Raw genomic sequence first — 26,957 nt, forward strand, 5'->3', positions numbered from 1 at the left:
TCTCGCTGTACTGCTAACCTCGCTGAGCCTAAGCGCAACAGCACAGGAACCGCTGGAGCTGCATATGCCGGACGCGCCACCGCTGACCTTTGTCAGCTTTCAGGGTGGTTACGGCATGGTGGGCGATGTGGCATTGGCCGCCATTGCCCGCGCGGGGTATCTCAGCCATATCCATGTAACCCCCTGGGCTCGGGCCCAGCAGCGGGTCAGCCGTGGCAACAACCTGCTGATCATCCCGCTCTCGCGCACGCCGGAACGGGAAGCGCTGTACACCTGGATCGCCCCGGTCTCACCGCTTGAGCGCGCCTTCTTCAGCCTCGACACGCCAGTGGGCGACTTTGCCGAAGCGCGCCAGCGTTATAAGCGTATCGCCGTCGGCCTGGGCACCGCACAGATGGAAATACTCAAGCGCGAGGGGTTTGCCGATGAGCAAATTGTCAGCCTAAAGCTTGGCGATAACCCCGCACGCATGCTCGAACTGGGCCGCGTCGATGCCTGGTTTACCGGGGTGCCGGAAGGGTTGTACCTGTGGCCGAAAAGTGACAATCGATTGCAGATGAGCCCCGTGCTGGCCAGTACCGATCTGTACCTAGCCTGCTCCAAAGCGTGCGACGCAGACTTGCAGGAGAATCTGCGCAAGGCGGTCGACGCGCTACGTGCTGAAGGCATGATCCAACGTATTCAGGACGCTTACCAACCCGCGCGCTAACAGCGAACATCCGTGTCGCTACCGGTGTTTAAATGCCTTTGCGTCCAGGGTCCTCAGGCAGCTGCTCCTCTTCGATATCCTCCAGCTTCAACTCCAGCCCCCACTCGCCCGCCGAAGCAGCGGGTGTCGAAGGCGCTACGGGTGTTGCTGCGGCGGCCACTGCAACGGGGGCTGCGGCAGGCGCCGAGGCTCCGGGGTTATCACGATAGAGTTTGAGTTTGAGGCGCACGTTGTTCGCCGAATCGGCGTTTTTCACCGCTTCTTCTTCATCAATCGAGCCATCGTTGACCAGGTCGATCAGCGCCTGATCGAAGGTTTGCATGCCGAGGTTTTTCGACTTTTCCATGATCTCCTTGATCTCGGAAAACTCGTTGCGCTTGATCAGGTCACGAATGGTCGGCGTGCCGAGCAGCACTTCCACCGCCGCCCGGCGCTTACCGTCGATGGTTTTGACCAGCCGCTGGGAAACAAATGCCTTGAGGTTGTTCCCCAGATCATTGAGTAGCTGCGGACGCCGGTCTTCCGGAAAAAAGTTGATGATACGGTCCAGCGCCTGGTTGGCGTTGTTCGCGTGCAACGTGGAGATTGCCAGGTGGCCGGTGTCAGCAAAGGCCAGGGCATGTTCCATGGTCTCGCGGTCGCGAATTTCGCCGATCAGAATAACGTCCGGGGCCTGACGCAGGGTGTTCTTCAGCGCCGCATGAAAGCTGCGGGTATCCACGCCCACTTCGCGCTGATTGATTATCGACTTCTTATGTTTGTGCACATACTCAACCGGGTCTTCGATGGTGATGATATGGCCGCCACTGTTGCGGTTGCGGTAGTCGATCAGCGCCGCCAGCGAGGTCGACTTGCCCGAGCCCGTGCCACCGACGAACAGCACCAGTCCGCGTTTTTCCATCACCGTCTTGAGCAGCACTTCCGGCAGTTTGAGATCTTCAAACTTGGGGATATCCATCTTGATATTGCGCGCCACGATCGACACTTCGTTGCGCTGTTTGAAAATATTGATGCGAAAGCGCCCAACACTGGCAATCGAGATCGCCAGGTTCATTTCCAGCTCACGCTCGAACTCCTCACGCTGCGCGCTATCCATCACCGAATCGGCAATCGCCGCCACCTCGCCGGCCTTTAGCGGTTCAGCACTGAGTGCCTTGAGCACGCCATTGAACTTGGCGCAGGGCGGCGCCCCGGTGGAAAGATAAAGGTCGGACCCGTCCTGGCTGGACAGGATTTTGAGCATGGCGTTGAGGTCCATAACGAGCTATCCCGTGAGTTGGATGTATTACGTTAGGCCAAGATTTCACATCGCTCCTGAGAAAATCGGAGCGTGCCTGGTTCAGGCGCTAAGCGGTTGAGAATACTGGCACAATAGGTTGATTGAATTCCGAGGAGCCCGTCATGGCTAAGGCAATGGCCCGCCACATTCTGGTGAAAACCGAAGCAGAAGCCGCTGCGCTGAAAAAACGCATCGCTGCTGGTGAAGCCTTCGATGTGCTGGCACGCAAGTACTCAACCTGCCCCTCCGGCAAGAAAGGCGGCGATCTGGGTGAAGTGCGCCCTGGGCAGATGGTGCGCGCTATTGATCAAGTCATTTTCAAAAAGCCGGTACGTGAAGTGCACGGTCCGGTGAAAAGCCAGTTTGGCTACCATCTGGTGCAGGTCTTCTACCGCGAGTGATCTGCCATGACGCCCGAACACGTTGCTGCTTTTTGCCTGAACCTGCCGGGTGTCCGTGAGGACATCAAATGGGGCGGCGTGCGGGTATTCTCCGTGGCGGAGAGCAAGATGTTCGCCTTGTTTCACTTGGGCAGCCATGACGGCCTGGCCTTTAAGGTCGATGACGATCTCTTCCTTGGCTATTGCGACCGCCCCGGCATCCGCCCGGCTCCTTATCTGGCCCGCGCCCGCTGGATAAGCATGGCCAAACCCTACCCGCTGAGCGAGAGCGAACTGCAAGCCCTGCTAACGCGCTCCCATAAGCTGGTGGTCGGCAAACTACCAAAACGCCTGAAGCTAGCACTGCTGCTTGACTCGCCAACAGCGGACGGATGACTACCGTAGGCTCTGTGCGCGGCTCGGATGCACGGCGCAGAGAGAGCAACGACGATGGCTTGACGGAGCAAGCTGACCGCTCATGTCAGAAAGCTGCCAGCAGTCTTCACTGATCAGCTGAGTTAACCTGCTCAGCATCCCACTGCGATATAAGGCCGCCACGTGTTCTCCTCTGAGCGTTTGAAAGGCATCGATGTTTTCGTCTGCGTCGCCGAACTGGGCAGCTTTACTGCAGCGGCAGAGCGCCTGAGCCTGACCAGCTCGGCGGTGAGTAAAGGTATTGCACGGCTGGAAAGTCGTCTCGATATACGCCTGTTTGAGCGCACCACGCGCCGATTGGCACTGACTGACGCAGGTACAGCCTTCTACAGAACCTGCACCCGCGTGCTCTCAGACCTTGAAGAATCGGAGCTGGCTCTGCATGCCGAGTTCCTCGAACCGCGCGGAAGTATCCGCATCGATCTGCCGGCATCCTATGGACGCTTGCACGTGCTGCCGGTCATCCTGCACTTCGTGAAGCAATATCCACTGTTGACGCCGCATATTTCCTTTACCGACAGCTTTGTTGAACCGGCTGATCAGGGCATCGACCTGCTGGTGCGCATCGGCGGTTCAGACGTGTGGCCGACGACCCTGCGCCACCGCTATCTGGGTGCTGAGCGGTTGATCTACTGCGCCGCCCCCGAATACCTGTCCAGGCGCGGCATACCGACCACTGAAGCCGCGCTTGAAGAGCATGACTGCGTGCTCTACGGCCTCAGTAATGGCCTGGTTAGCCCTTGGTATCGAGAAGGCCCACAGCCCGGCGACAAGAAGCGTCGAATCATGCCGGCACGCATCGCCGTGGGAGATGGCGAGGGTGAAGTACTGGCTGTGCTGGCAGGCTATGGCATTGCGCAATTGCCCACGTGGCTGGTGCAAACGCATTTAGATAGCGGAGCCTTGGTTGAAGTGCTGCCGCAGCTGTCCAGTGATGGCCTGCCGATGAACTTGGTCTGGCTGAAAAAGCGCGAAACACTGCCCAAAGTCAACGCGCTGTTAGAGGTCTTAGCTAAGTGTTTATCCCCCAGTGGCCACACATTGCCGACACCACCAGATAAGTGAATTTAAATCAGTAATTACTAGAAAAAACGCCACAAATAGACCGCTAAAGAATCAATACCATAACGCCCTTCCTAACCAAGAGCGTCGTTATGAGTGCTATCGATTCACCCCGCTCCCAGGTTATGCCTGCGGCAGGCTCTTCACTCAGCATTATCATCCTGGCCATCTCGGCTTTTTTGATCGTAACCACTGAGTTTCTGATTATCGGCCTACTGCCCGCCCTTGCCCGTGACCTCGGCGTTTCAATTGCCGCAGCCGGCCAACTGGTCACGCTGTTCGCCTTTACAGTCATGCTCTTCGGCCCCCCTCTTACCGCCGCCCTCGCCCACTTGGACAGAAAAAAGCTGTTTATCGCGATTCTGCTGGTCTTCGCATTCGCCAATGCTCTGGCGGCACTGTCTTCGAACATCTGGATGCTGGCCGTCGCACGTTTCATCCCCGCGCTGATGCTGCCGGTCTTCTGGGGCACGGCCAGTGAAACGGCAGCCCAGCTGGCCGGCCCAGCCAAAGCAGGCCAGGCCATTGCCCGGGTCTACCTGGGCATTACCGCTGCGCTGCTGTTGGGTATTCCATTGGGGACGCTGGCGGCTAACGGGATTGGCTGGCGAGGCGCCTTTGCGCTGCTGGCTGGGTTGTCACTGCTTATGGCGGTGGCTGTACTGGTCTGCATGCCTACTGTCGCGCGTAGCGAGCGGGTCGACTTCCTGAAACAGGCACGCATTTTCAAGGAGCCGTTGTTTCTGGCCAATGTCGCACTGTCGATCCTTATCTTCAGCGCCATGTTCGTTGCGTACACCTACCTGGCCGACATGCTGGAACGCCTGGCTGGTGTGGCGCCAGCAGATGTCGGGTGGTGGATGATGGGGTTTGGCGCCGTCGGCCTGATTGGCAATTGGATAGGCGGCAAAGCGGTGGATCGCTCACCACTCAACGCCACGGCTTTGTTTGTGGCACTGCTTGCACTGGGAATGGCAGCGGTGACGCCTCTGGCAGGAGCAGGCGTACTCGTGTGTATCGCGCTCGCGCTGTGGGGCATTGCCAACACGGCGCTGTACCCGATTTGCCAGGTTCGGGTCATGAACTCGGTGGCGCATTCTCAGGCGCTGGCAGGCACAACCAACGTGTCCGCGGCCAACGCCGGGATAGGGATCGGCGCGCTGGTCGGTGGCCTAACCATCCAAACCGCTGGTATCGGCTATGTCGGCTATGTCGCGGCAGCCGTTGCCGGTGTGGCGTTATTAATGATTCCGTGGGTCCATCGCCTGGCAACGCGCGCAACCCACTGCACTGAGTAACGTGCTGCCAGCCGTCGACGATCACAAAGTGTACGCATGAGTGGCTGATACTCGTCGCGCTCAAGGGCAATCGCAGCAGACAACCGCGTCGAACAGACACTCCGCCTGTCCATCCGCTGCCTTTTGCGGCCGTAAACCGCTACAATCGCGCCCCTTTCGCGCCCGTGCGCCCGTTTATCTGGACCAAGATTCGTGATCTCCACCGCCAACATCACCATGCGAGAAATTGTGTGTTTGGGTGAGTACCTATGTGTAGGAAACATGCGGCTTTCAGCCACTTGAGTACCCAGTAAAACTCACTGTTTGGTATCAAAATTGGTATCGGATTTGGTTACTTACTACCCCTTTTGATTATCTCGAGGGATCACCCCTCCCCCCCAGCAGCAAAGCTGTATTTCGGACCCTCAGCCTACCTCTCGACCTCGACTTGCAGTTTTCAGAATGAATGGAAACTGGAACTGCCAGACCAATCTGGCTACCCACGCAAGTGGGCCTTCCAGTCGAGGTGTAAGTCATGCTGAATACTCTGATCGCCACACTCACCAAATCCCTGCTCCGCCCAAAATTCAATCCTGTCTACCAGACCAGGGTTTATCCGCGATTGGGCGAGATGGTCATCGTCCATGACTCGCTGGACTTTGGCCCCATCGCGACAGCAGACGATCTAAAGCCGATCGACGACTTCTGGCTAACCGATGAAATGCCTATCACCGGCCTGCTCACCCATAACTACTGCGAAAACGTGTTTGCCTTCGACTCGCTACCAGGCATCAATCCCGCAAGCGGGTTGCCTATGATGGATGGGCTTCTGGACGTAGCGGGAAACCTCTACGGGATGAGTGATTTTCATTGCGAAAGCGATTTCACCAACACGTCATTGGGCACCGACACTTTTATTTAAAAATGCGCAATCGGTGTTGCCCTAAAGGCGCTTGAACCACCTGGATAATGCGATTTGGCTTTTTCCACCTGAATACAAGAGGTAGAAACGATGAATACAGCTGACGGTTTGAGTGACGAGGAGCTCGACACTTGGGCAGACATTTTCTACCAAGCAAAAATTGGCGGAGTTACAGAGGTCACGTTCAGTCAATTCCTCAGCTGCCCGTTTATGCACCTGAGCTCAGCGTTTCACAAGGTGGATAGGCCCGAGAACGGAAAGTCGCACCTCCGCCTGGCATACTCGAATGCCCCATCACCAAAGATCAGTCAAGCGCCGAGTATGGCGAAACCTTTGCAATGTGGGCTACCCCCGATCCGGTAGACATCCCCGGCCTATGCGAAAGCCTCGACGACTACGTCAGCGATACCAATCCAGTTCGGGTGGTTGACGTTTTCGTCGATGAACTCGACTTGGTCAAGCTAGGTTTTGATGGCGTCATTCCAGCCGAAACCGGCAGACCTGCCTACCACCCTGCGATCCTGCTGAAGATCTACATTTAAGGTTACCTCAACCGTATTCAATCGAGCCGACGTCTTGAGCGAGAAGCCCAGCGCAACGTCGAAGTCATGTGGCTAACCGGGCGTTTGATACGCGATTTCAAGACCATCGCCAACTTCCGAAAAGACAACAGCAAGGCCATTCGCGGCGTCTGCCGCCAGTTCGTTTTGCTCTGTCGGCAGTTGGGGTTGTTTGGCGAAACTTGGTTGCCATCGACGGCAGAAAATTCAAGGCAGTGAACAACCGTGACCGCAATTTCACCAGCGCCAAACTGAAGCGGCGCATGGACGAAATCGAGGCGAGCATCAGCCGTTATTTGGCTGCACTCGATGCGGCTGATCGAAAGATTCCTAGCGCCTCCGCGCCAGATACTGCCAGCCTGGAAGATAAAATCGCCAAGCTCAAAACGGAGATGAAAGAGCTTCAGGGGATCGAAACTCAACTCAACGATCCCCTGACAAACAGGTTTCGCTGACCGGCCCGGATGCCCGTTCGTTGATGACGCGCGGCAGCGGTATCGTCGGCTACAACGTTCAGACGGCTGTCGATACGTAGCACCATTTAATAGTTGCTCACGAGGTCACCAACAGCGGTTCCGACCGTGACCAACTCTGTTCAATGGCGAAGCAGGCTCGTGAAGCCATCGCCTTGAACTTGCTTCCATCAATGGCAACAAGCGCTTCCGAGAACAAGCCAAGCTGCTGGCACAGCACCACGAACTGCCGACAGACACCGCAGATTGCCTTGCCGTTATCCTTGCGGAAGCTAGCGATGGTATTGAAGTCCGGCATCAAACGTCCGGTCAGCCACATCAACTCAACGTTGCACTGAGCCTCGCGTTCGAGACGACGACTGGACTGGATGCGGTTGAGGTAACCGTAGATGTAGATCTTTAGCAGGTCGGCAGGATAGTAAGAACGGCACTTCGAGGAACGTCGAGAAAGGGATGTCGAGTATCTCAGCGACTTTGGCCTGCGCGAACATGTCGGCCCAGGTATCCAGCTCTTCGTTGCTCATGAGGTGGGTGACTTGCTATTCGTTCATGGAGTTGCTCCAAGTGGTGATAGCTCAACTCTACCCCCACTTGAAAATATGCAGCCCCGCTTAGATCGGGGAATCAACCACCTCCATCTAGGTCGCCTTAGCAAGGTATTCCAGCTTGGTAATGATCACCCGAGCATCGCCGATCAAATCAGCTTTTTCTCGGATAATCATCAGCAGCGGATCGAGCCGGGTCAGAACTAAACTATGAAAGGAATCGACCCTTCCGAACGCGGTAGTGCTCTGCTTGTAGCTTTTGCGATTCTTGGAGGAATTGTTCAGCGTGAGGCGCTCGAAGGCCACACAAGCGACACCATTCGCTGTGTAGTGCTTCATTTTCTGCCAGTCGACACGAAGACGATTGGGCGCTTCACGAACAGCAAATGTACGGTACAGGGTAATCTTGCGATCAGCAGCCTCTTTCCAGAGACCATCCCGAAGGTCTTTAACCTCATTCCTGAGGATTTCATCGGCGGCATCCAGCATCCCCCGCTGTGTTGCGCAATAGCTCTCAATTGTTTGCAATATGATATTCCTTCTTAATGCACCTATTTAACGGCGGTGCTATAGCAAGCACGATGTCTAGAAGCCCCTGAAATCGCTGCACTGGTGGGCTCTTGGCGGCCCAGCTGGAGCCAATGTAATTGGCAGGGTTGTGGAGGCTGATATTAGAAAGCACAGTCAAAATCCTGAAGCACCCCCGCCGATGTTTTCTTTGTGTTTAATTGCATATTCTCTGCAAGAACACCACCTACAGCCCAATTTATTCGAGCCCTGTAGCGCTTTTAAAGAAACATCAAAAAAGCCATTCACGACAATAAATCCAGTCAGGATTTCGCCACTTACCTCATAGCGACGCTCTTTTCAAAGAAATAGTGCGGAACACCAAACCCCGCGAATTTAAAGGGCTGCTGCCAAAATCGATAGATTCGAACAGTCCTTGTAAATCGCTATCCCTGACCAGGTTTTGACGTGCTCGAATCTCAGATTTATGGCGCAGAACCTCAAACATGTCGCTTCTATCCCGCGAAAGGGTGATTTTTTGGGTTCTGTCGCGCCAGCAAGCCAAGATAACGGTCGGCAGCCTCCTCGCCGCAAAGTGCATTTATCTTGGAGAAACTATCCAAGTCCAATGAAATCAGAGCTGCTTCACCCTTGCGTGAATAGTTGAGCTGTAGGGTTGTCTTGATCGCACGAATGATGCCGTTGCGGTTCATCAAGCCCGTCAATGGGTCGAAATAGGCAAGGAATTCAAGCTGTTGTTGATACCCGCTTGCCTGTTCTTCCAAGACCTGGCGAACATGTTGCTGCTGCATGAGAGCCAGTTCTTCCTCGGCTCTCAACCGTGCATTTTGCTCACACACAAGCTGGATAGCTGAGGCCGAGAGCTTGCCGTAAATGTCCAGTAAGCCTGCAACCAGAATCGAAGTGGAGTTGCTGAGTTGCTCATCAGCCCAGCATCTGGCTCGTTCTAGGGTTGCTCCGCCTTCAAAGGCTTGCAGCGCTAAAGCCATTTTGCGGTCTGAATCCAATATGTGAAACGCCAGCCAGCGAGTGAGATATTTTAGAAGCTGTGTCAAGACCTCGTTTTGCGGCGCCTGGCGGCTATAACAGCTCACGAATGTTGGCAATGAACAATTGATGGTCGTCGCTATGATCGCGCGTTTGCTGACTATCAGAGAACGCATAATGCCAAATTTGCTCCTCAGCCTCGAAATGAAACTCTGCATAATCCAGCAGCTCATCCAGAATCCCATTGCAGCAACTGTCCGAGAGGTTGGAGGCGAAGTGCCGAGCAAGTCGGTTAACAATTTCCACCAAAACTTTATGCTGTTGGTCGATTGAGGCGATGCCCGTTTCGAAATTCCGGTTCCATGGAAATATTTCAAATAATGAATTTTCGCTGTTGTTTTCTAGCATCTAGGGATGCCTCGTTTGCGCGAGCGCCATATAAAGCTGTAACAGGATTATTGCTGCTGGCTGGTGTGTAACCGAGCAAACAGCCAACCCAGTGTTTAGCCAGACAGGGGGCAGATTCTCCCAAAAGCGTTTCTGGTTAATGTCTCGCGCTGAGCGCTCGGCGCTTTGGCTGGAGAGGCATCAAACCAATCGTAAAAAATGAATTAATGGCAGTTTTAAAACTGCCTTCATCCGAAGCGGCCCGTACCATAAGCACGAAATCTGTGTTGAATGAAGGCTAAATCGTCATTGCAAGAACCCACCTAGACCGTGCGCGAGAAACGCTCAGCACTCTCCATACTTAGGTACGCATCGAAGGCCATGGCCACACTGCGCATCATCAGATGGCCTTGCGGCAGCAGCGTCAAATGATCGTCAGTCAGCAGAACCAGACCATCGTCGACATGGCTTCGTAACTGCTTTAGCGCATCGGCAAAATAGGCGCAAAAGTCGATGCCGTGTAGCGCTTCGATCATGGCGAACTCCACCCGGCCATGGCACATCAGGGCATTGATCACGTCGCGGCGCAGGCGATCATCCGCATTTAATTGATAACCGCGGTGGACCGGCAGCAGTCCTTCATCGAGGCGGGCGTAATACTGCGAGAGTTCCTTGACGCTCTGGCTGTAGGTATCGCCCACCTTGCCGATGGAGGACACGCCCAAGCCAATCAAGTCGCAGTCGGCATGGGTGGAATAACCCTGAAAGTTACGCTGTAGCGTGCCCTGCTCGCGAGCCAGACTGAGCTCGTCATTGGGCAGAGCGAAGTGATCCATACCGATGTAAACGTAGCCCGCTTCGGTCAGGCGTTCGATGGTTAGTTCCAGTAGCTCCATTTTCCGCTCAGGCGGCGGCATGTCTTCACGCCGGATCAGCCGTTGTGCTCGCACCCGCTCAGGCAAATGGGCATAGCTGTAAGCAGCGATACGATCCGGGAGCAGGTCGATAACCTTGTTGAGGGTCACGCCGAAGCTGGCGCGTGTTTGCAACGGCAGGCCATAAATCAGGTCCACACTCACAGACTTAAATGCGGCCTCACGGGCCGCTGCTACCAGTTCGCGCACTTGCGCTTCACTCTGCACGCGGTTGACCGCCGCTTGTACGGCCGCATCAAAATCCTGCACGCCAAAGCTCAGACGATTGAAGCCCAGCGCACGAAGCTGGTGAATTTGCCCAGTATTGACAGTGCGCGGGTCAACTTCGATGGAGAACTCGTGATTATCGCTGTCATCCAAATTGAAGGCCTCATGCAACGCAGCCATCAGTTCAACCAGTTGCTCATGGGTCAGATAAGTGGGCGTACCCCCCCCTAGATGCAGCTGTGTGAGCGTACGCGAGGGCGCGAACAAAGCACCTTGCATGGCGATCTCACGCTTTAGGTATTCCAGGTATTCGACTGCACGATGGGTTTTCTGGGTAATGATTTTGTTGCACGCGCAGTAGTAACAAAGGCTTTGACAAAAAGGGATGTGAATATAGAGCGACAATGCTTTGGCGGCGCCTGTGTTGCTGAGGCGAACTGCAGTTTGATAGTCATCTAAGGCAAAGGCGGAATGGAACTGAGGCGCGGTGGGATACGAAGTGTAACGCGGACCCGGCCGGTCGTACTTTTCGACCAGGGCGCGGTTGAAAGTCACTGGCTGGTTCATGATTGCTCGCTGGCCGGCAGACATTCAAGCAGGTCTTGCAGGCGACCGTTGATTTGTAGGGCATTACGTGTCAGCAAAGCCATATGCGGCTGCAACCCTAGGGTCAGTTCGTTAAGCCCCTGGTGCTGGCACCAAGCTGAAATGAACTGGATAGACTCACCTAGAGCAAGCTGGTTCTGGTGCATTAGGGCCAGCGTATTAGCGATCATATGGCGTTGCGGCATCGACTAATTCCCGCGCTTTAAATCAGGACTTTATGCGTATTAGGCTCAACCATTTAATCGGTGTGCGCCATACCTCCAGTTAGGTATCTCCTCCGCGCTAGCGATTGCTGATAAAAATTGACGAGAATCATTATTGATTGCGTTTCTTATGCATATCCTTCGGTCAACTTAAACACCGAAGGAAACCTATAAATGAAACCTCGCTTCATATTGGCTCTGGCAAGCCTATTGGCCGTCATCAGCGCTCAGGCCAAGGAATACCCGATTGGTGAACCCCAGCAGTGTGCGGGCATGGAGGTCGGTGCGGTGTACCTGCAGCCGATCGAAATGGACCCGCCCGGCATGATGCGCCCTGCGATCGACTCCGACGTGCACATGGAAGCCGATATTAGCGCCCTAGAAAACAACACCCACGGCTTTCAGGAAGGCAGCTTTGTGCCTTACCTGAGTGTGCGCTATCGCCTGACTAAAGACGGCAGCGACCAGGTACTTGAGGGCGACTTCCATGCCATGGTGGCCAATGACGGACCGCATTATGGCGACAACCTCAAGCTATTCGGGCCTGGCCGCTATCTGCTGACTTATTGGGTCAGTGCCCCTGGTAGCCACGGGCAGCACTTCGGCCGGCATATCGATAAGGAGACCGGCGTAGCCCCGTGGTTCACCACATGCGAACTGAGCTACAGCTTCATCTTCGCCGGCATCGGCAAAAAGGGCGGTTACTGACCTATGCGGCGTATCTGCACAGGCCACCTTACCCGGGAGAGTTGCATGCACTATCCAGCCCTATGCCTGCTGCTCGCCGCCCTGCCCTACGGGTTGTTAGCTGCACCGCTACCGAGTTACGAACTGAATATCCGTGACGGTCACTTCTCCCCGGCCAGCCTGCAGGTGGACGCGGGGCAGCGCTTCAAAATAATCGTCAACAACGTCGGTAATGGGCCCATCGAGTTCGAGAGCACCCCGCTGCGCGTGGAGAAGGTGCTCAGCCCCGGCGTCAGCTCCTTCGTGGTTATTCACCCACTAAAACCCGGACGCTACCTGTTCTTCGACGAGTTCCATCCCGAACTACCGCAGGGCGTGATTGAGGCTCGTTGACCCTTACACTTCGAGGTATCCGTAATGGAGCAAGCCCTGCTGATCGTCTGGCGCGAAAGCGTCGAGGCCCTTCTGGTAATTGGCATTCTGTATGCCTGGCTGCGCCGCCAACCCGGTAAGCAGCAAGCCCTGATACACCTGTGGGCAGGCGTCGGTTTTGGCCTGCTACTGGCCGGCCTGCTGGCAACGCTGATGGCCGCGGCCGGAAACTGGATGAGTGGCCCAGGCGGGGAATGGTTCCAAGCAGCGCTGAGCCTGCTCGCCTGCGGGCTGATCCTGCAGATGGTGCACTGGATGGCCCGCAACAGTGGACAACTGCGTCAGCAACTGGAGCATCAAGCCGACAGGGCTCTGCAGAAGGGCCGCTTGAACAGCCTAACTCTGCTGGCAGCATTGGCGGTGGCGCGCGAAGGCAGCGAGACCGTCATTTTCCTTTACGGCGTCAGCACCTCTGTCAACTCCACTAGTCTGGCGCTGGGCGCTGGGCTGGGCCTGCTGCTCGGACTGCTGTGCTTTGGCTTACTGCAAGCTGGCAGCCGCTTTATTGCCTGGCGTCAGTTTTTTCTGGTCAGCGAAGTACTGCTACTGCTACTCGGCAGTGCACTGCTGATGAGCACGCTCGATCGCGCCAGTAGCCAGTGGATGGCCATGGACTTACCGGAGATGATCTACTCCGTGCTGAGCAACCCCATGTGGGACACCTCGGCGCTACTGGACGACGGCAGTAAAATAGGCGCCCTGGTGTCCAACCTCAGTGGCTACCGAGCCAGACCTTCGGCTTTGCATGTGGTTGGACTGGGTTATTACTGGCTGCTCGCCTGGAGCCTGTTGCGACCGCCGCGCAGAGCCTTGATGGGCAAAGTCGCATGAAAAACGCCGTCAACCGCCGTCTCAGCAGCCTAGGGAATGCCATGCGTCGTAACGGCGCGCTGATCCGCAGGCTGCAATGGTTGGTGGTGCTGTTCTACGCGGGACTGGTGATGGTGCCTGCCCTTTTGCCGATGCCCGCCGGCGATGCCCGTCTGTTAGATAATCTGACGCTGTTTGCCCAGTTCGTTTTCTGGGGATTGTGGTGGCCATTCGTACTGGTGTCGATAGTGCTGTTCGGCCGGCTATGGTGCGGCGTCTTATGCCCAGAAGGCTCGCTGAGCGAATGGGCCAGCCAACGGGGTCGAGGCTGGGGCGTACCACGCTGGATGCGTTGGGGCGGCTGGCCAACGTTCGGCTTCTTACTCACCACGCTGTATGGCCAGTTGATCAGCGTGTACGACTACGCCCAGGCCGCCCTGCTGATTCTCGGTGGTTCAACCATCGCCGCAATGCTGGTGGGTTATTTATATGGCCGTGGCAAGCGCGTGTGGTGCCGCTATTTGTGCCCGGTAAGTGGGGTGTTCGCCCTACTAGCCAAACTCGCGCCGGTACATTTCCAGGTCGATGAGCAACGCTGGCGTGCCAATGCTGGTCCACATTTACCACCACCCAATTGCGCGCCGCTGCTGGACATCCGCCGCATGCGCGGTGCTTCGGACTGCCACGCCTGTGGCCGCTGCAGCGGGCAGCGTGATGCGGTGCAACTGATTGCTCGATCCAGTAATGAGGAAATCGTTAAGTATGGGGCCAGCGACAGCCGCCCGTGGGAGGTGTGCCTGCTGTTATATGGAGTCATCGGGCTTGCGATTGGCGCATTCCAGTGGACGGTTAGCCCCTGGTTTGTAAGCCTTAAACAAACGATGGCTGAGTGGCTGGTACAGCAGAAAATCTTCTGGCTGTTGGAAGCTGATGCCCCTTGGTGGCTTCTAACTAACTACCCCAACCAGAACGATACATTCACATGGCTCGACGGTCTGTGCATCGTGCTCTACCTAGCAGCTAGTAGCCTACTGCTTGGAGGCGCTCTGCATGTTCTTTTGCACTTTTCCACACGCCTCGCGGGTCAGTCGCACTCATTTACTCGACAACTGAGTCTCTGTTTGCTGCCACTAGGCGCTGCCGGGCTTTTTCTAGGGTTATCCGCCACTTCAGTTAAGTTATTGCGTTACGAGGGACTGCAGCTGCTCTGGATCCAACCGGCCCGAGCCAGCTTATTGCTAGCGGCCATTTGTTGGAGCCTATGGTTGGGTTGGCAGGTTTGCCGCCCGCTAGCGGCTCAGCAACGATTGCCATTACTGGCAACGTTACTGCTGGCCAACCTGTTGATAGGTTACGCCTGGCGCTTGCAATTCTGGGGTTGGTAATCCACATCACGCCTCACGCAGCTCGAAGCAGGAGAAAAGTTGCTGTAAATAAGGCCACAATTGCGCCGCTTCAGCAGGCGTAATACTGGTGCCCAAAGTGGGGTCGAGCATGCTCTGCCCACGGGCCAACTGCACCACAAAGTGCGTCACCCCCTGCCCGGCCAAGCGCTCGGCCAGTCGCTGCAGGCGCTGACAGTCAAACAGCTGCCAGTGCACAGTGGTACGGCATTCATAGGCAACACCACTTTCCAGAAGTATGTCCAGACTGTTCCAGTTAGCCTGGCCACTGCCCGCCACTCCAGTGATCAGCGCCACATCGTCCTCCAGCGCCTTGACGTCAAACCCCACCCAGTCACATAGCGGCAATATTCTGCGAAAAGCCCCCGGCTTGATTCCCGCGCTGTGCAGGCCCACCTTGAAGCCCAACTCACGCACCTTTCGCATGGCGTCCGGTAGGGATTTTTGCAGGGTCGCCTCACCGCCACTGAACACCACAGCCTCGAGCAAACCACGGCGTTTACGTAGAAAGCTCAGCACCTGTTGCCAACTAATATCGGTGGGTACGCGTGCGCGGATCAGTTCCGGGTTATGACAATAGCTGCAGCGCCAGGCACAGCCCTGACAAAACAACACACAGGCCAGATGACCGGGGTAATCGAGGGTCGTCATGGGCAGCAGGCCGCCGATTCGGATTGGCGTTTCCAGTGCATCAGGTGAGCCAGACTGTTGACAGGGGCTACTCATACAACCTCCTTGCTGGACGCAAAACGCCGCCCGCTCACGCGCATGAGAAATGCGCTGAACGGGCGGCGGCAGGTTACTTAGACTTATTTGGACTCGACAAAATGCCGACGCTCACGGTGCTCCGACTGCTTGCCGAGGTTGAAGGCTGTCACCGGACGGTGATAACCCATCACGCGGGTCCAGACTTCACAGCGCTGGCGTTGGGCTTCTGGTAATTGCTGGGCAGTGCTCATGGTGATACTCCTTGTTGTGGGGGAAATAGTTAGCCGCCGCAGGCACCGCAGCAGGACTTTTTGTTCAGCAAAGCTTCATCGCACTTCGGGCAGAACTCATGTTCGCCGGCCAGGTAACCGTGCACCGGGCAGATCGAGAATGTAGGAGTCACCGTCAAGTACGGAAGGCGATAGCGGCCCAGGGCTGTGCGTACTAATTTTTTGCAGGCCTCGGCGGACGAAATTCGCTCGGCCATGTAGAGGTGCAGCACCGTGCCGCCGGTGTATTTGCACTGCAGAGCATCCTGCAGTTCAAGCGCTTCGAAGGGATCGCTGGTAAACCCCACCGGCAACTGCGAGGAGTTGGTGTAATACGGCGCCTCGGCGCTGCCCGCCTGGAGAATATCGAAGAAGCGTTTCTGGTCTTCCTTAGCAAAGCGGTAGGTGGTGCCCTCGGCCGGTGTAGCTTCGAGGTTATACAAGTGCCCGCTGTGCTCCTGAAACTCGACCAAGCGTGCCCGTACATGGTCGAGCAAACGCAGACAAAGCTCGCGACCGGCTTCAGTGTGCAGGCCCTGCTCATCATCGCTGTAGTTGCGAAGCATCTCGTGCAGGCCGTTCACCCCGATGGTGGAGAAGTGATTGCGCAAGGTGCCCAAGTAACGTTTGGTATACGGGTACAGGCCGTTATCCATGTGGTGTTGAATGACCTTGCGCTTGACCTCCAGGCTTTCATAAGCCAGCTGCAACAGCTCGTCTAAACGCTGCAGCAAACCCTCCCAGTTCTGCCGGAAGCTATAACCCAAACGCGCGCAGTTGATCGTCACCACGCCCAGCGAACCGGTTTGTTCAGCAGAACCAAACAGCCCACCTCCGCGCTTGAGCAACTCGCGCACATCCAGTTGTAAGCGGCAGCACATCGAGCGCACCTGATTGGGCTGCATATCAGAGTTGAGGAAGTTCTGGAAATACGGCAAGCCATAGCGCGCCGTCATGTCGAACAGGCGCGTTGCGTTGTCACTGTCCCAGGGGAAATCGTGGGTGATGTTGTACGTCGGGATCGGGAAGGTGAATACCCTGCCCTTGGCATCGCCGGCCATCATCACTTCGATGTAGGCACGGTTGATCAGCTCCATTTCGGCTTGCAGTTCGCCGTAACAAAACGGCATTTCCACTCCGCCAATCAGGGGCACCTGCTCACGCAGATCCTCCGGGCAAACCCAGTCGAAGGTCAGGTTGGTAAATGGGGTTTGTGTACCCCAGCGTGAAGGCACGTTGAGGTTATAGATGAACTCTTGCACCGACTGACGTACCTGGGCGTAGCTGAGGCTGTCCTTGCGCACATAGGGTGCCAGATAGGTGTCGAAGGAACTGAAAGCCTGGGCACCGGCCCACTCGTTTTGCAAGGTGCCGAGGAAGTTAACCATCTGCCCCAGAGCGCTGGACAGGTGCTGCGGCGGTCCTGCTTCAACCCGCCCGGGAATTCCGTTGAGGCCTTCGTTAAGCAAAGTACGCAGTGACCAGCCTGCGCAGTAACCAGCGAGCATGTCGAGGTCGTGGATATGCAGATCGGCCTCGCGATGGGCCAAGCCGATGGCCGGACTGTACACCTCTTCCAACCAGTAATTGGCGGTGACCTTGCCCGATACATTGAGGATCAAGCCTCCGAGTGAATAACCCTGGTTGGCGTTGGCCTGCACGCGCCAGTCTTCGCGTGACAGGTATTCATTCATCGATGCAGCTACGTCGATCAAGCTGTGGCGGTCGCGGCGCAGGCGGCCATGACGCTCGCGGTAAACGATATAAGCGCGGGCGGTCGCGTAGTAGCCCGCCTCCATTAGCACTCGCTCCACAGTGTCCTGCACCCGCTCCACATCAAGCGGATGTGGCGGAATCAAGCGTGCATGCACAGCATCACTTAGGGCACGCACCTCCTCACGAGTGAACTCACCGCTGGCCTGGCCAGCAGCGTCAATGGCACGCTCGATCTTGCGAAGGTCGAAGGGGACTTCGCTGCCATCGCGCTTGAGTAATACCTGCGGCATAAAGGTTAATTTATCGAGCTGCATCACTACCTCCAAAAACACATCATCTAGTTATTTCACCAGAAATAAACACAACATGATGTGTAATCTACTCGCGAAGCCGGGTTATAACTTGACCACGGTCAAGAACCACAGAAAAGCCTCTGTGATGAGAGTCACGGCTGCAAAGTGCGTGTGAAAAGCCACAGGGGAAATTAAACAAAAAAGCCACGGCCGACCGTTAGATACGCACGTGGCAAGCGACCTGCAAAGCAGGTCGAGGAGGGTAAAATCGGGTTATCCGCCGCTGGCGTTCATAAAGCGCAGCACCTGCACCTCACCACCCACGCTGAACTCATGGCGTAGCGGTTTGCTCGCCAGACCGGCATTGATGGCGTTCAGCAATGGGGTGTCGGTTTCCGGATAACGGCGCAGCAGCGCGCGCAGATCGATCGAGTTTTCGTGGCCCAGGCACAGCAAGAGACGCCCTTCAACTGTGAGCCGCACGCGGTTGCAGGTGCTGCAGAAGTTGTGGCTGTGCGGCGAGATAAAGCCAATCCGACTATCGGGAAAATCTTTTAGCCGCACATAGCGTGCCGGCCCACCGCTTTGCTCGGCGCTATCGACCAAGCTGTAGCGCTCGGCAATTTGCTCGCGCACCCAGTCACTGGAACAGAAACTCTCGCCACGGGAGCGCCCCACTTCACCCAGCGGCATTTCTTCAATAAAACTGATGTCCAACCCGCGGTTGACGGCGTAATCCACCAGTTCAACTACCTCATCGGCGTTCCGGCCCTGCATCACCACGGTATTGAGCTTGATCCGCTCGAAACCTGCCGTACTGGCGGCGTTGATGCCAGACAACACCTGCGTCAATTCGCCTGTGCGAGTGATGGCGCGAAAGCGCTCGACGCGTAGGCTATCGAGACTAATATTCAGCCGCTTGACCCCCGCATTAGCCAGCGGTTGTGCCATCTTGCTCAGTTGCGAGCCGTTGGTGGTCATCACCAGTTCGCGCAAACCCGGCAACACGGCAATCTGCTCGCACAGACCAATGATGCCCTTGCGCACCAGCGGCTCGCCGCCGGTGAGGCGAATTTTCTTCACCCCGTTGCGTACGAACAACGCCGCCAGGCGATACAACTCTTCCAGGCCCAGCACTTGTTGGCGCGGCAGAAAGGTCATGTCTTCAGCCATGCAATAGACACAGCGAAAATCACAGCGATCGGTCACCGACATGCGAAGGTAATCGATGTGACGGCCAAAACCATCCTGCAGACTGCTTTCCATCTCACGCTCCTCAATGCGCCTGGCCTTAGCGACCTGGCCGCTGATTACTGCAACAGAGGCGAATCCGCGCCTTCCAACACGATGCCCTGGATGTCTGCGGCACCGATCAGGCCTTTGATGTACTGAACCACAGCTACCTGCCAGACGCGTTGATCCAGCTCAGCGCGGATGGAGCCCTCTACCACTTCGAAAGGCAACTGCTTGCCCTCGATACGCTGGTCCACCCATACCAGATGAAAACCGTAGCGGCTTTCTAGTGGCCGACCGGCCAAGCCTTCCGGTAGGCGAAACAGCTGTCGCTCAAACTCGGGGACCGTTTGCCCCTGGCTGATCTGTCCAAGCGCGCCACCTTGAGCCTTGGAAGGACATGCTGAATGAGCTTGCACTAACTCGCCAAAAAGGCTGGCATCAGCCTGCAATTGCGCGAGTAAAGTATGCGCCTGCTCATTGGCCAGCGAGCGCCCTTCTACATCATCTGCAGCGCAGGCCAGCAGGATATGCCGCGCTGCCAACAACGGCGCGCTGGCAAAGCGTTCCCGGTTATTTTCGTAATACTGCCGGCACGCTTTAGGATCTGCGCTGGGCAGCACCACTTCTCGCTTAATTAGTTCGCTAATAGCCGCTTCTTCGCGGCTTTCGCCATCAATAGGCTGTACCTTGAGGCCTAGGGCGTTTATACGCTGGGTCAACAGCTCACGAATTACCAACGCCTGGCTAGCCAGAAATACCGCTTCTTGGCGAGTATCAGCCGGATGGTACTGAAGCTCTTGAGCAATATTCTCAACCGCCAGACCGATACCATTGACTTTGATTCGAGGCCACTCTTGCTCACTTGAGGCGATCAGCTCCGGTGCCTCGCTGGCCGCTTGATTGTCGGCCTCGCGCACCGGAGGAATAAACTCCTGCACAGTAGGCAATTCAACTGGCGCCAGAACAGGCTCTTGCCCACCAGCGCACCCCCCGCCCCCATTTCCACCACCGCATCCACACGCCATGACGGTACTCCTCGCTTAGAACAGGGCACAGCGTGCCCCGCACAACAGATGATTTAGATAACCGGCCGAAACCGCAGACTCAGCCTTTTTGCCGCACTATTTGATAGCGTCGACCCAGGTACCACACCGGCGCGCTGACGATGTGTACTAGACGGGTGAAGGGAAACAGCACAAATAGAGTCAGGCCGAGGAAAACATGCAGCTTGTACACCAGGCCCACCGGAGCAATAGCTGTAGCAGCCTGTATCGGTTGCAGCAGAACCACGCTTTGTGCCCAGTTACCGAGCATCACCATCACCGAGCCGTCCATGTGTTCGGCCGAGGCGAAGATAGTGGCCAGGCCAAGCAGCAGCTGCACCAGCAGCACCACCAGGATGAGGATATCCGAGGTGCTGGAACTGGCGCGTACCCGTGGGTCGGTAAGACGACGCTTGAGCAGCATCAGCAGACCAATCAGGCACAGCACACCGAAGAAGCCACCAGAAACCATCGCCAAAAGCTGCTTGTTCTCGGTGCTGATCGCATAGTGATAGACCGAGGCGGGAGTAAGCAGGCCGACAAAGTGCCCGGCCAGCACGAACAACACTCCGACGTGGAACAGGTTGCTGGCAATGCGCATGTAGCGCTGCTCAGCCGGATTGCGGTTCATCAGCTGACTGGAACCGGCCCGCCAACTGTATTGCGACAAATCGAAACGCGCCCAGCTGCCAAGCAGACAGATGGCCAGAGCAATGTAGGGATAGACCCCGAACAAAAGCAGATCAACCTTAGACATGACGCGCCTCCTGGGGCAGCTCGCTGGCTAACCCGTCCTGTTGGAAATCAACCCAGTGCAGCGGTACTGCGGACTCCTCCCGGGCTTTGCCGGGCAGCGTGGTCTGACTGGGGCAGCGGTCCTGCTGCTCAGCCTGCATAAAGTCGACGGCCTCCTCTTCCCAGATCTTGTCCAAGGCTTCCAACGAGTCGTCGCGTACTTCGGCGGCGACCTGCTCGCGCACCTCGGCCATAGCCGACTGCGGTTCCACGCCGGCAATTTGCAGCAGCGCGCGGAAGCAGCCGGCGTAAGCGCTTTCGCGCTCCTCCAGGCGGGTTGCCAATAGCGCCAGCAAATGTGCGACATCAGCCAGGCCCTCTCGGGCCTCCAGGTCTTCACGGGTGGAGAGGTACTCCAGATAGAGAGGGATGTAATCCGGCAGCTCTTTGACGCCGATGGCAAAACCGGCCTCTTCGTACTGCGCCATAAGGTCGACCATGGCCTGGCCACGATCACGCGACTCACCATGCACATGCTCAAACATCAGCAGGGACAACGAACGACCGCGACCAAACAAAGCCCCGTAGTGCTCTTGGGCGTCCATCAGGTCGTTGTCGCAGAGCAGCGCCAGTAACTCATGCAGCGATGCGCGTTGCTGCGGGCTGGTTTCACGGCTGGCGGAAATTGCCGCCACCAGTTCATCACGGCCGTCGAGCAACAGCTCGGTCGGATAATCCAGCAACAACGAGATTACTTTGAGAATTTGCATGCTCAGTCCTCCCACAACTGTACGGTTTTCAGGATGTCGCGCTGGTTGGCCTTTTTCGCCCCGAACATGTTGGTGTCAGAGCTGCCGCTGCAACCGCTGCCGAAGCTGAAACCACAACCGGAGCGCTCTGCGAAGGCATCGCTCATGGCCTCTTCGCGGTGCGCGGACGGAATCACGAAGCGATCTTCGTAGTTGGCGATGGCCAGGTAGCGGTACATATCTTCGACCTGGGCCACGGACAGCCCCACGTCTTTGAGTACTTGCAGGTCCTGCACGCCCTCCACCTGTTCGGCACGCTTGTAGGCGCGCATCGCCAGCAAACGCTTGAGCGCCAGTTTGACCGGACGCTCGTCACCGGCGGTAAGCAGATTGGCCAAATAACGCAGCGGAATACGCAGGCTGTCGACATCAGGGATCACCCCGTTCATGCCCACGGTGCCTGCAGTGGCGGCATTTTGGATTGGCGACAGTGGTGGTACGTACCAGACCATCGGCAGCGTGCGGTATTCCGGGTGCAGCGGTAGGGCCAGCTTCCAGTCCACGGCCAGTTTGTACACCGGCGATTTCTGCGCCGACTCGATCACCGACATCGGCACGCCATCGGCAAGTGCCTGCTTGATTACGGCCGGGTCACTAGGGTCGAGGAAGATATCCAACTGCTTCTGGTACAGGTCCTGCTCGTTCGGCGTACTGGCCACTTCGGCGATCCGGTCTGCGTCATACAGCAATACGCCGAGGTAGCGGATACGCCCAACGCAGGTTTCTGAACAGACAGTCGGCATACCGGCTTCGATGCGCGGGTAGCAGAAGATGCACTTCTCGGATTTGCCACTCTTCCAGTTGTAGTAAATCTTCTTGTACGGGCAGCCGCTGATACACATGCGCCAGCCGCGGCACTTCTCCTGGTCGATCAGCACGATGCCATCTTCTTCACGCTTGTAGATCGCCCCGCTCGGGCACGCAGCCGCGCAGGTCGGATTCAGGCAGTGCTCGCACAGACGCGGCAGGTACATCATGAAAGTATTTTCATACTCGCCATAAATGTCGGCCTGGATCTTGTCGAAGTTTTTGTCCTTACGACGTTTGGCGAACTCGGTGCCGAGGATCTCTTCCCAGTTCGGGCCCCACTCGATCTTCTCCATACGCTTGCCTGTCAGCACCGAACGCGGCCGTGCGACCGGTTGATGCTGGCCTAGCGGTGCGGTGTGTAGGTGCTGGTAATCGAAATCAAATGGTTCGTAGTAGTCATCAATGCTCGGTAGATCCGGGTTGGCGAAGATGTTCGCCAATACGCGGAACTTACCGCCGATGCGTGGGTTGATCGAGCCATCCTTGTTGCGCACCCAGCCGCCTTTCCATTTGTCCTGGTTTTCCCACTCTTTCGGGTAGCCGATACCAGGCTTGGTTTCAACGTTGTTAAACCAGGCGTATTCCATGCCTTCGCGGCTGGTCCAGACGTTTTTACAGGTGATCGAGCATGTGTGGCAGCCGATGCATTTGTCGAGGTTTAGAACCATGCCGACCTGTGAACGAATTTTCATCTCAGCTCTCCTCAGAGGTCTTTTGGCAGGGGTTGTGGCAGGGCGTCGCCACCCAGACCGCCGACATCGGTGCCGTCGAGCCAGTCCACCTTGCTCATCTTGCGCACCACAACGAACTCATCACGGTTGCAGCCAACAGTGCCGTAATAGTTAAAGCCGTAAGACTGCTGGGCGTAGCCACCAATCATGTGGGTCGGCTTGAGTACCACGCGGGTCACCGAGTTGTGGTGGCCACCACGGGTCTTTGTGGTTTCCGAGCCAGGCACGTTCACGATCCGCTCTTGAGCGTGATACATCATCACCATGCCGTCTTTAACCCGTTGGCTGACCACTGCACGGGCAGTTAGCGCACCGTTGGCGTTGAAGCATTCGACCCAGTCGTTGTCCACGATGCCGGCGCGTTTCGCGTCGGTTTCCGAGAGCCAAACAATCGGCCCACCGCGGCTCAGGGTGAGCATGAGCAAGTTGTCGGTGTAGGTGCTGTGGATACCCCATTTCTGGTGCGGAGTAATCCAGTTGAGGACGATTTCTGTATTACCGTTCGAGCGTTTGTCCTTCACATAATCGATAGTGCGGGTGTTGATCGGTGGCCGGTAGCTCATCATCTCCTCACCGAAGGCCTGCATCCACGGGTGATCCTGGAAGAACTGCTGACGCCCGGTGATAGTGCGCCACGGGATGTACTCATGAACGTTGGTGTAGCCGGCGTTGTAGCTAACATGTTCATCTTCCAGACCAGACCAGGTCGGGCTGGAGATGATCTTGCGCGGCTGGGCCTGAATGTCGCGGAAACGAATCGCTTCGTGCTCTTTAGGCACTGCCAGGTGGCTGTGATCCAGACCGGTAAATTCAGACAATGCCGCCCACGCTTTAACCGCCACATGACCGTTGGTTTCTGGGGCCAGGGACAGAATTACCTCGCAGGCATCGATGGCGCTATCGATCTTCGGCCGACCTAGGCTCACGCCCGCTTCGCGCACCTTATAGTTGAGCTCGCCAAGGAAATCGACCTCATGCTGAGTGTTCCAGTTGATGCCCTTACCGCCGTTGCCGTTCTTATCCAGCAACGGGCCGAGGGACGTGAATTTCTTGTACACGTTCGGGTAGTCGCGTTCGACAACGCGCATGTTCGGGCAGTTCTGGCCCGGAATCGGGGCCACTCCTTTGGTTTTCCAGTCCATGCCGCCAAACGGCTGCGCCAGTTCACCTGGGGTATCGTGCAGCAACGGCGTGGTGACGAAGTCCTGCTCGACGCCCAGATGACCTTCCGCCATTTTCGAGAAGTGCTTGGCGATACCCTTATAGATTTCCCAGTCGGAACGCGATTCCCAGGCAGGATCAATCGCCGCCGACAGTGGGTGAATGAACGGGTGCATGTCTGAGGTGTTCATGTCGTCCTTCTCGTACCAGGTCGCCGTCGGCAAGACGATGTCCGAGTACACGCAGGTGGAAGACATGCGGAAGTCCAAGGTGGTGACCAGATCGAGCTTACCGATTGCCCCCTCGTCTACCCACTCAACGTCAGTCGGTTTGACCCCGCCACGCTTACCAAGGTCTTCGTTCATCACGCCGTTCTTGGTGCCCAGAAGGTACTTGAGCATGTACTCGTGGCCCTTACCCGAGCTGCCCAGCAGGTTGGAACGCCAGATGAACATATTACGAGGGAAGTTGGCCGGGCTATCCGGCTGCTCACAGGAGAAGCGCAGGCTGCCGTCTTGCAGCGACTTGGTCACGTAATCTACCGGCGACATACCGGCGGCAGCTGCGTCACGGGTGATCTGCAGCGGGTTGCGGTTAAGCTGCGGAGCACTCGGCAACCAACCGCCACGTTCGGCGCGGATGTTGTAGTCCAGTGCGTGTTCGGGGAACTGTGACTTGTCGGCCAGCGGCGAGAGAATCTCGTGCATGCTCATCTTCTCGTGCCGCCACTGCGAACTGTGGTTGTAGAAGAAGCTGGTACCATTCATCTGCCGAGGTGCCGGACTCCAGTCCAGGCCGAAGGCCAGTGGCAACCAACCGCACTGCGGACGTAGCTTTTCCTGACCAACATAATGCGCCCAGCCGCCACCGGTTTGCCCTACGCAACCACACAACATAAGCATGTTGATCAGGCCACGGTAGTTCATGTCCATGTGGTACCAGTGATTCATCGCCGCACCGACGATGATCATGCTGCGACCTTTGGTCTTGTCGGCGTTATCGGCGAATTCACGGGCGATCTGGATGGCTTTTTCGCGACTAACGCCAGTGATCTGCTCTTGCCAGGCCGGCGTGCCTGGGACATCAGCATCGTCGTAGTCTTTGGCTACGTTAGCACCGCCAAGACCACGATCAATTGCCAGGTTGGCGGCAGACAGGTCGAACACGGTAGCGACTTTGGCGGTGCTGCCGTCAGCGAGGGTGATGCTGCGCACAGGTACGCGACGCAGTTGCACTGTCTCACCCGCGACGTGCTGGAAATGTTCGTGAGTTTGGCCGCCGAAATACGGGAAAGCCACTTCGGCCACGTCCTCGCCGATCAGGCTCAGCTGAAGATCAATCTCACGGCCTGTACCTCCTTCCAGGGCCTGGATGTTCCACTTGCCCTTCTCGCCCCAGCGATAACCGATCGAACCCAGCGGCGACACCAACTCATTACTGTTGGTATCCAGGGCGATGGTTTTCCACTCAGGGTTGTTCTCTTGGCCGAGATTGTCAGCCAGGTCGGACGCGCGCAGGAAGCGATCCGGCTGATAACTGCCGTCAGCATGATCCTTGAGCAACACCAAAACCGGTAAGTCGGTGTAGCGTTTGGCGTAATCCTTGAAATAAGCACTCGGCTTGTCGAGGTGGAACTCTTTGAAGATCACGTGGTTGAACGCCTGCGCCAAGGCAGCATCGGTGCCCTGTTTGGGGTTCAGCCAGAGGTCGGTGAGTTTTGCCACCTCGGAGTAATCCGGGGTGATCGAAACAGTTTTGGTGCCCTTGTAGCGAACTTCAGTAAAGAAGTGCGCATCCGGGGTACGAGTCTGCGGAACGTTAGAACCCCAAGCGATGATGTAGTTGGAGTTGTACCAGTCGGCCGATTCCGGCACGTCGGTCTGCTCGCCCCACACCTGTGGCGAGGACGGCGGCAGGTCGCAATACCAGTCATAGAAACTAAGGCAAGCACCGCCTATCAACGATAGGTAACGGGCGCCAGCAGCGTAGCTGACCATTGACATCGCCGGGATCGGCGAGAAGCCAATCACCCGGTCTGGACCGAACTCTTTGACGGTGTAAACGTTGGCGGCGGCGATAATTTCATTCACTTCATCCCAGCTGGAACGAATAAAGCCACCCATGCCTCGCTTACTCTTGTATGAGTCTGCCTTGACCGGGTCAGAAACAATGCTGGCCCAGGCGTCTACCGGCGCCATGGTCTGCCGCGCTTCACGCCACAATTTGAGCAACGGCTTGCGGATTTTCGGGTACTTGAGACGGTTGGCGCTGTAGATATACCAGCTATAGCTGGCACCTCGTGGACAGCCACGTGGTTCGTGGTTGGGCAGGTCGTTACGGGTACGCGGGTAGTCGGTCTGCTGGGTTTCCCAGGTAATCAGGCCGTTCTTCACGTAAATCTTCCACGAGCAGGAACCGGTGCAGTTCACCCCATGGGTGGAACGCACGATCTTGTCGTACTGCCAGCGTGAGCGGTATACGTTCTCCCAATCACGGGATTCCTTGCGGGTCTCACCGTGACCATCGGCGAACTCACCCTGCTTACGATTAAAGAAGCGCAGCTGGTCGAGTAGGTGGCTCATTTTTTCTTCCTCTCAGGCTGAATGCAGGCGACCCTGC

Annotated in this window: 25 protein-coding genes and 2 pseudogenes; 11 read left to right on the forward strand and 16 right to left on the reverse strand. The window is 56.7% G+C overall.

Going from position 1 to position 26,957, the window contains the following annotated elements:
* Window positions 1-64: 64 nt before the first annotated feature.
* A complete protein-coding gene (locus tag BLO50_RS14100) occupies window positions 65-709 on the forward strand; it encodes a substrate-binding periplasmic protein (RefSeq protein WP_090254121.1) in 645 nt (214 codons plus the stop codon).
* Between the two features lie 28 nt (window positions 710-737).
* Here BLO50_RS14100 and BLO50_RS14105 read toward each other — a convergent pair whose 3' ends face one another.
* Complete coding sequence (locus BLO50_RS14105) at window positions 738-1,967, reverse strand: PilT/PilU family type 4a pilus ATPase (protein ID WP_169852844.1); 1,230 nt, start codon at window positions 1,965-1,967, stop codon at window positions 738-740.
* A gap of 143 nt (window positions 1,968-2,110) precedes the next feature.
* On the opposite strand from BLO50_RS14105, the gene BLO50_RS14110 reads away from it, so the two are divergent.
* The 6 genes and pseudogenes from BLO50_RS14110 to BLO50_RS14140 form a co-directional block, all read left to right on the forward strand.
* Complete coding sequence (locus BLO50_RS14110) at window positions 2,111-2,389, forward strand: peptidylprolyl isomerase (protein WP_090253882.1); 279 nt, start codon at window positions 2,111-2,113, stop codon at window positions 2,387-2,389.
* A gap of 6 nt (window positions 2,390-2,395) precedes the next feature.
* The gene (locus BLO50_RS14115) at window positions 2,396-2,764 is read left to right on the forward strand and encodes an MmcQ/YjbR family DNA-binding protein (protein WP_090253884.1); all 369 of its coding nucleotides are present in this window, start codon (window positions 2,396-2,398) and stop codon (window positions 2,762-2,764) included.
* Window positions 2,765-2,926: 162 nt separating this feature from the next.
* A complete protein-coding gene (locus BLO50_RS14120; protein ID WP_090253885.1) occupies window positions 2,927-3,868 on the forward strand; it encodes a LysR family transcriptional regulator in 942 nt (313 codons plus the stop codon).
* Between the two features lie 89 nt (window positions 3,869-3,957).
* Window positions 3,958-5,163, forward strand: a complete 1,206-nt coding sequence (locus BLO50_RS14125; protein ID WP_090253887.1) for an MFS transporter — start codon at window positions 3,958-3,960, stop codon at window positions 5,161-5,163.
* A gap of 514 nt (window positions 5,164-5,677) precedes the next feature.
* Window positions 5,678-6,064 carry a hypothetical protein gene (locus BLO50_RS14130; protein ID WP_090253889.1) on the forward strand — a complete coding sequence of 129 codons (387 nt, stop codon included), beginning with the start codon at window positions 5,678-5,680 and terminating at the stop codon, window positions 6,062-6,064.
* A gap of 338 nt (window positions 6,065-6,402) precedes the next feature.
* Window positions 6,403-7,276 (forward strand): annotated as a pseudogene (locus BLO50_RS14140) (transposase); the annotation flags it as partial.
* Here BLO50_RS14140 and BLO50_RS14145 read toward each other — a convergent pair.
* The 6 genes and pseudogenes from BLO50_RS14145 to BLO50_RS14170 form a co-directional block, all read right to left on the reverse strand.
* Window positions 7,237-7,521 (reverse strand): annotated as a pseudogene (locus BLO50_RS14145) (transposase); the annotation flags it as partial. The pseudogenes BLO50_RS14140 and BLO50_RS14145 overlap by 40 nt on opposite strands.
* Before the next feature lie 214 nt (window positions 7,522-7,735).
* Window positions 7,736-8,170, reverse strand: coding sequence for a hypothetical protein (locus tag BLO50_RS14150; RefSeq protein WP_143003826.1), 435 nt, complete (start codon window positions 8,168-8,170; stop codon window positions 7,736-7,738).
* A gap of 494 nt (window positions 8,171-8,664) precedes the next feature.
* Complete coding sequence (locus BLO50_RS14155) at window positions 8,665-9,225, reverse strand: GGDEF domain-containing protein (protein ID WP_167354463.1); 561 nt, start codon at window positions 9,223-9,225, stop codon at window positions 8,665-8,667.
* Window positions 9,226-9,250: 25 nt separating this feature from the next.
* A complete protein-coding gene (locus tag BLO50_RS14160; protein WP_090253897.1) occupies window positions 9,251-9,565 on the reverse strand; it encodes a bacteriohemerythrin in 315 nt (104 codons plus the stop codon).
* Between the two features lie 302 nt (window positions 9,566-9,867).
* Complete coding sequence (gene hemN, locus BLO50_RS14165; protein ID WP_090253899.1) at window positions 9,868-11,253, reverse strand: oxygen-independent coproporphyrinogen III oxidase; 1,386 nt, start codon at window positions 11,251-11,253, stop codon at window positions 9,868-9,870.
* Window positions 11,250-11,477, reverse strand: a complete 228-nt coding sequence (locus tag BLO50_RS14170; protein ID WP_090253901.1) for a hypothetical protein — start codon at window positions 11,475-11,477, stop codon at window positions 11,250-11,252. The genes hemN and BLO50_RS14170 overlap by 4 nt, the downstream gene beginning before the upstream one ends.
* A 192-nt stretch (window positions 11,478-11,669) precedes the next feature.
* Between BLO50_RS14170 and BLO50_RS14175 the strand changes: the two genes are divergently transcribed.
* Genes BLO50_RS14175 through BLO50_RS14190 form a run of 4 tightly spaced genes read left to right on the forward strand, consistent with a single transcriptional unit; the run spans window position 11,670 to window position 14,809 of the window.
* Entirely contained in the window at window positions 11,670-12,203 is a 534-nt protein-coding gene (locus BLO50_RS14175; protein ID WP_090253903.1) for an iron transporter, read from the forward strand.
* Window positions 12,204-12,248: 45 nt separating this feature from the next.
* Window positions 12,249-12,575, forward strand: a complete 327-nt coding sequence (locus BLO50_RS14180; protein WP_090253905.1) for a cupredoxin domain-containing protein — start codon at window positions 12,249-12,251, stop codon at window positions 12,573-12,575.
* A 24-nt stretch (window positions 12,576-12,599) separates the two neighbouring features.
* The gene (locus BLO50_RS14185; RefSeq protein ID WP_090253908.1) at window positions 12,600-13,445 is read left to right on the forward strand and encodes an FTR1 family iron permease; all 846 of its coding nucleotides are present in this window, start codon (window positions 12,600-12,602) and stop codon (window positions 13,443-13,445) included.
* Window positions 13,442-14,809, forward strand: a complete 1,368-nt coding sequence (locus tag BLO50_RS14190; RefSeq protein ID WP_090253911.1) for a 4Fe-4S binding protein — start codon at window positions 13,442-13,444, stop codon at window positions 14,807-14,809. The genes BLO50_RS14185 and BLO50_RS14190 overlap by 4 nt, the downstream gene beginning before the upstream one ends.
* A 6-nt stretch (window positions 14,810-14,815) precedes the next feature.
* On the opposite strand, the gene BLO50_RS14195 is transcribed toward BLO50_RS14190, so the two are convergent.
* The 9 genes from BLO50_RS14195 to BLO50_RS14235 all read right to left on the reverse strand — a co-directional run bounded on the left by BLO50_RS14195 (window position 14,816) and on the right by BLO50_RS14235 (window position 26,920).
* Window positions 14,816-15,553, reverse strand: a complete 738-nt coding sequence (locus BLO50_RS14195) for an anaerobic ribonucleoside-triphosphate reductase activating protein (RefSeq protein ID WP_420875462.1) — start codon at window positions 15,551-15,553, stop codon at window positions 14,816-14,818.
* Window positions 15,554-15,636: 83 nt separating this feature from the next.
* Window positions 15,637-15,786 (reverse strand): anaerobic ribonucleoside-triphosphate reductase, encoded by a 150-nt coding sequence (nrdD, locus tag BLO50_RS22165; RefSeq protein ID WP_090253914.1) that lies wholly within the window; start codon window positions 15,784-15,786, stop codon window positions 15,637-15,639.
* 29 nt (window positions 15,787-15,815) lie between these two features.
* Window positions 15,816-17,834, reverse strand: coding sequence for a ribonucleoside triphosphate reductase (locus BLO50_RS14205; protein WP_186343923.1), 2,019 nt, complete (start codon window positions 17,832-17,834; stop codon window positions 15,816-15,818).
* Between the two features lie 252 nt (window positions 17,835-18,086).
* Entirely contained in the window at window positions 18,087-19,079 is a 993-nt protein-coding gene (gene moaA, locus BLO50_RS14210; RefSeq protein WP_090253917.1) for a GTP 3',8-cyclase MoaA, read from the reverse strand.
* A 44-nt stretch (window positions 19,080-19,123) separates the two neighbouring features.
* Window positions 19,124-20,074: a peptidylprolyl isomerase gene (locus tag BLO50_RS14215; RefSeq protein WP_090253918.1), complete on the reverse strand. Its 951-nt coding sequence runs from the start codon at window positions 20,072-20,074 to the stop codon at window positions 19,124-19,126.
* A 79-nt stretch (window positions 20,075-20,153) separates the two neighbouring features.
* Window positions 20,154-20,849, reverse strand: coding sequence for a respiratory nitrate reductase subunit gamma (narI, locus tag BLO50_RS14220; RefSeq protein ID WP_090253920.1), 696 nt, complete (start codon window positions 20,847-20,849; stop codon window positions 20,154-20,156).
* Entirely contained in the window at window positions 20,842-21,597 is a 756-nt protein-coding gene (gene narJ, locus BLO50_RS14225) for a nitrate reductase molybdenum cofactor assembly chaperone (protein WP_090253922.1), read from the reverse strand. The genes narI and narJ overlap by 8 nt, the downstream gene beginning before the upstream one ends.
* A 2-nt stretch (window positions 21,598-21,599) precedes the next feature.
* The gene (gene narH / locus BLO50_RS14230) at window positions 21,600-23,138 is read right to left on the reverse strand and encodes a nitrate reductase subunit beta (RefSeq protein WP_090253924.1); all 1,539 of its coding nucleotides are present in this window, start codon (window positions 23,136-23,138) and stop codon (window positions 21,600-21,602) included.
* Window positions 23,139-23,149: 11 nt separating this feature from the next.
* On the reverse strand, window positions 23,150-26,920 hold the full coding sequence (locus BLO50_RS14235) for a nitrate reductase subunit alpha (RefSeq protein WP_090253925.1): 3,771 nt from the start codon (window positions 26,918-26,920) through the stop codon (window positions 23,150-23,152).
* Between the last annotated feature and the right edge of the window lie 37 nt (window positions 26,921-26,957).

This window comes from Pseudomonas peli, from assembly GCF_900099645.1.
GTDB lineage: Bacteria > Pseudomonadota > Gammaproteobacteria > Pseudomonadales > Pseudomonadaceae > Aquipseudomonas > Aquipseudomonas peli.

Coding starts and splice junctions, on each gene's coding strand:
- narH (WP_090253924.1), bottom strand. CDS start 23,138: ATGAAAATTCGTTCACAGGTCGGCATGGTTCTAAACCTCGACAAATGC.
- BLO50_RS14190 (WP_090253911.1), top strand. CDS start 13,442: ATGAAAAACGCCGTCAACCGCCGTCTCAGCAGCCTAGGGAATGCCATG.
- BLO50_RS14175 (WP_090253903.1), top strand. CDS start 11,670: ATGAAACCTCGCTTCATATTGGCTCTGGCAAGCCTATTGGCCGTCATC.
- hemN (WP_090253899.1), bottom strand. CDS start 11,253: ATGAACCAGCCAGTGACTTTCAACCGCGCCCTGGTCGAAAAGTACGAC.
- BLO50_RS14115 (WP_090253884.1), top strand. CDS start 2,396: ATGACGCCCGAACACGTTGCTGCTTTTTGCCTGAACCTGCCGGGTGTC.
- BLO50_RS14100 (WP_090254121.1), top strand. CDS start 65: ATGCCGGACGCGCCACCGCTGACCTTTGTCAGCTTTCAGGGTGGTTAC.
- nrdD (WP_090253914.1), bottom strand. CDS start 15,786: ATGAGCACTGCCCAGCAATTACCAGAAGCCCAACGCCAGCGCTGTGAA.
- BLO50_RS14130 (WP_090253889.1), top strand. CDS start 5,678: ATGCTGAATACTCTGATCGCCACACTCACCAAATCCCTGCTCCGCCCA.
- BLO50_RS14185 (WP_090253908.1), top strand. CDS start 12,600: ATGGAGCAAGCCCTGCTGATCGTCTGGCGCGAAAGCGTCGAGGCCCTT.
- BLO50_RS14215 (WP_090253918.1), bottom strand. CDS start 20,074: ATGGCGTGTGGATGCGGTGGTGGAAATGGGGGCGGGGGGTGCGCTGGT.
- BLO50_RS14235 (WP_090253925.1), bottom strand. CDS start 26,920: ATGAGCCACCTACTCGACCAGCTGCGCTTCTTTAATCGTAAGCAGGGT.
- BLO50_RS14110 (WP_090253882.1), top strand. CDS start 2,111: ATGGCTAAGGCAATGGCCCGCCACATTCTGGTGAAAACCGAAGCAGAA.
- BLO50_RS14160 (WP_090253897.1), bottom strand. CDS start 9,565: ATGCTAGAAAACAACAGCGAAAATTCATTATTTGAAATATTTCCATGG.
- narI (WP_090253920.1), bottom strand. CDS start 20,849: ATGTCTAAGGTTGATCTGCTTTTGTTCGGGGTCTATCCCTACATTGCT.
- moaA (WP_090253917.1), bottom strand. CDS start 19,079: ATGGAAAGCAGTCTGCAGGATGGTTTTGGCCGTCACATCGATTACCTT.
- BLO50_RS14170 (WP_090253901.1), bottom strand. CDS start 11,477: ATGCCGCAACGCCATATGATCGCTAATACGCTGGCCCTAATGCACCAG.
- narJ (WP_090253922.1), bottom strand. CDS start 21,597: ATGCAAATTCTCAAAGTAATCTCGTTGTTGCTGGATTATCCGACCGAG.
- BLO50_RS14205 (WP_186343923.1), bottom strand. CDS start 17,834: ATGCAGCTCGATAAATTAACCTTTATGCCGCAGGTATTACTCAAGCGC.
- BLO50_RS14180 (WP_090253905.1), top strand. CDS start 12,249: ATGCACTATCCAGCCCTATGCCTGCTGCTCGCCGCCCTGCCCTACGGG.
- BLO50_RS14195 (WP_420875462.1), bottom strand. CDS start 15,553: ATGAGTAGCCCCTGTCAACAGTCTGGCTCACCTGATGCACTGGAAACG.
- BLO50_RS14125 (WP_090253887.1), top strand. CDS start 3,958: ATGAGTGCTATCGATTCACCCCGCTCCCAGGTTATGCCTGCGGCAGGC.
- BLO50_RS14105 (WP_169852844.1), bottom strand. CDS start 1,967: ATGGACCTCAACGCCATGCTCAAAATCCTGTCCAGCCAGGACGGGTCC.